Genomic DNA, 2697 nt, shown 5'->3' with positions numbered 1-2697 from the left:
TCTCACGCTCCGGGCTTCTCGTCGAAAACGCGCTTACTCTTCGTATGCGTTGTGCTATACATCTGATCGCTGTTGAACATACAGAAATGCTTGTTTATGCCCTCACACCGTCATCCCAGATCGTCGCTCCGCTCCGTCTGGGATGACGGTGTGAGGGCATAAACAAGCATTTCTGTATGTTCAACAGCGATCAGATGTATAGCACAACGCATTCTGAGATGCTTCGCTTCGTTCAGCATGACGAAATAGGCAAATGGGCATCACTCCCGCATATCTCGTAGGCCGTAGTTACTGCATCACGAGGCCGCCGTCCACAATCAGGTTTTGCCCAGTGATGGCACGGGCCCACGGCGAGGCGAAAAAGAGCACGGCATCGGCCATCTCTTCAGGCGTGGTCACCGAGCGCATCGGCGTGGAGGCGCGAATCAGATCGAACACCGCATCGGAGGTAGCGGCGCTGGCATCCGTGCGGTCGAGCAGTCCGCCCGACACCATGTTTACGGTGATGCCGTCGGGCCCGAGCTCCTGCGCCATGTTGCGCACAAAGCCGAGCAGCGCGGCTTTGCTGGTGGTGTAGTCGTGGTATGGCACGACCGGGTTCTGCACAAGGTTAGAGCCAATTGCCACGAAGCGCCCGAATCCAGCGTCTTTCATGGCCGGACGGCATGCTTGCACCAAGTGCAGTGCAGCTTGCACACTGCCTTCGAGCTGCGTCTGGTAGTTGCTCCACGATACGGTGCCGGCGGTGGCGCGGGCTTCTGCATCAAACTGAAAGTCGATTAGCGCATTACTGATGACGGTGGTTACGGGTGCGCCAAAGTGATCGGCGGCGGCATCAACCATAGCGTGCACGGCCTCACCATCGCGCACGTCGGCCTGGTACGGAAGCGCGCGTTCGCCAATCGAGGCAGCCACCTCGTAGGCGGCGTCTTTGCTCTGGTAGTAGTTCACGACCACGCGAGCGCCTTCGCGTGCAAAGGCACGGGCCAGGGCCGCACCGAGTCCGCGACTGGCACCGGTAATGAGCACGACCTGGTCAGAAAGAGGGAGGGCAGACATAAGCATCCGGGGTATTGCTGGAAGAAATGCGAAGCCAGCGGTGCCCCTGCGGCAGACTTGCACGGGGAACAGCGGGAAGCTTTCCTGCGCCGGTACGACCCGGATCAGGTTCGAAGGGTGTGTCTCTCAGCCCCAAACGCATTCCTGCGCGGGGGCACCCCCAGCCTCGCTATCGAAAAGTGGGTGTAGGGGGATGCGACAATCCATCCGTTGCACGATATGCCAGACGCATCCCCTAAACAATACCCAACGTACCACAGCGCGCACGCAACCGCAACGATTCTACGTGTCTTCGTGGGCCGTTGCCATCCTATCTGCCTGCTGCTCTTCAGCGTCGGATTGCCGCTCTTTTGGGACAACAACGAGCAGCCAGAGGAGTCCGAAGGCTATTTGTGCGGCAGCAAAGACCCGCACCGTGCCCGCCAGGTCGAGCCAGCCCAGCTCCAGGATTACGCTTGCCGCGCCAATGGAGAGGCTTTCGGCCAGCATCACCAGGAGCCACTCGGTGGCAAAGACACGCCCGCGGTAGGCGTCGTCGGTGCGTTTCTGCAGCAGTACCGTGGCCAGCACCCAATTGCCGCCGCTGGAGGCATGGGCCATTACCACGAGCGCAATCACCGTAAACATCGCGAGGCCCTCGGGTGCCCACGGCACCACGCCGACCGCAAAGTAGGCGCTGCCGCTTACGGCAATGGCGCTGCCCAGCACCATTGGCCAGTTGGATCGGTCCGTGAAGAGGCCCCGCGCAATGATCGGCCCGATGCCGGTGCCAATGCCCCGCGCCATAAACAGCACGCCGATGCCCGCCGCAATAGCCCCCGGCGACACCTGCTCGCCGATAAGCGTAAGCATGTAGACGAGTCCGCCCCCGGCCAGCGCCCAGGTCCCTTTCGCCGTAGCGATGCGGGCCACCCGAGGGTGCGATCGCAAGTGAGCCCAACCGTCCCAGATCTTCCGTGCCGCCGTCCGCAGGAGCGGATCGTTAGCATCTTCGGTGTGCTGGGGAATCACCGTGCGGTACACAAACCAGGCCGACCACAGGTAGGTCAGGCAGTCAAGGATGAACACCGCCTCAATGCTCGCGAACTCCACTACGAATCCCCCCAGGGCAGCGCCCACCGCCAACATAGTGGACCAGGTCGCGGAAGAGAGCGCATTTGCCGTGAGCAGCTCACGCGGCGCGGTGATGTTGGGGATGGAGGCGCTTTTTGCCGGCACGTAGACCGATCCCACAACGACCTGTGCCGCAATGAGCACGTAGATGAGCGGCACATGCGCAGCCTCCTGAATCAACAGAAAGCCGAGCACAATAACCGACCGGATGAGATCGGCCCCGATCATGAGCCGGCGGCGATTGTAGCGGTCTACGATGAGTCCGGCCACCGGCGCAGCCAGGGCCCACGGCAGCATCTTCGCCAGGAAGATGACGCCAATGGCGAGCGGCGAGCCCGTGAGCGTAGAGACAAGGGTGTAGAGCGCAATCAGATTGAACCAGTCGCCCAGGAGCGACAGGCTACTGCCCAGCCACAGCCGCCGGTAGTCGGCGTTGGTGCGTAGCAGTTCGAGGTACCCGGCGCGGTCCTCAACGTCAGTGTCATGCTTGGGGGATCTATAGGCCATAAGACCTGTGACATGACC

2 protein-coding genes and 1 riboswitch are annotated in these 2697 nt (G+C 61.5%); both genes read right to left on the bottom strand.

From position 1 onward, the window contains the following. Positions 1 to 288: 288 nt before the first annotated feature. Positions 289 to 1065, bottom strand: a complete 777-nt coding sequence (locus tag R6U20_RS05055; RefSeq protein WP_410336778.1) for a 3-oxoacyl-ACP reductase — start codon at positions 1063 to 1065, stop codon at positions 289 to 291. A gap of 58 nt (positions 1066 to 1123) precedes the next feature. Beyond that, positions 1124 to 1231, bottom strand: a riboswitch (TPP riboswitch). Between the two features lie 110 nt (positions 1232 to 1341). Beyond that, positions 1342 to 2679, bottom strand: a complete 1338-nt coding sequence (locus R6U20_RS05050) for an MFS transporter (protein WP_410336777.1) — start codon at positions 2677 to 2679, stop codon at positions 1342 to 1344. Positions 2680 to 2697 lie beyond the last annotated feature (18 nt).

This window comes from Longimonas sp. (genome assembly GCF_046498435.1).
Lineage (GTDB): Bacteria > Bacteroidota > Rhodothermia > Rhodothermales > Salinibacteraceae > Longimonas.
The sequence above is the reverse complement of the archived record's forward strand: the minus strand, read 5'-3'. Positions and strand labels throughout refer to the sequence as shown.

Excerpts from the sequence above, each read along its gene's own strand:
- R6U20_RS05050 (WP_410336777.1), bottom strand. The coding sequence starts at position 2,679 with ATGGCCTATAGATCCCCCAAGCATGACACTGACGTTGAGGACCGCGCC.
- R6U20_RS05055 (WP_410336778.1), bottom strand. The coding sequence starts at position 1,065 with ATGCTTATGTCTGCCCTCCCTCTTTCTGACCAGGTCGTGCTCATTACC.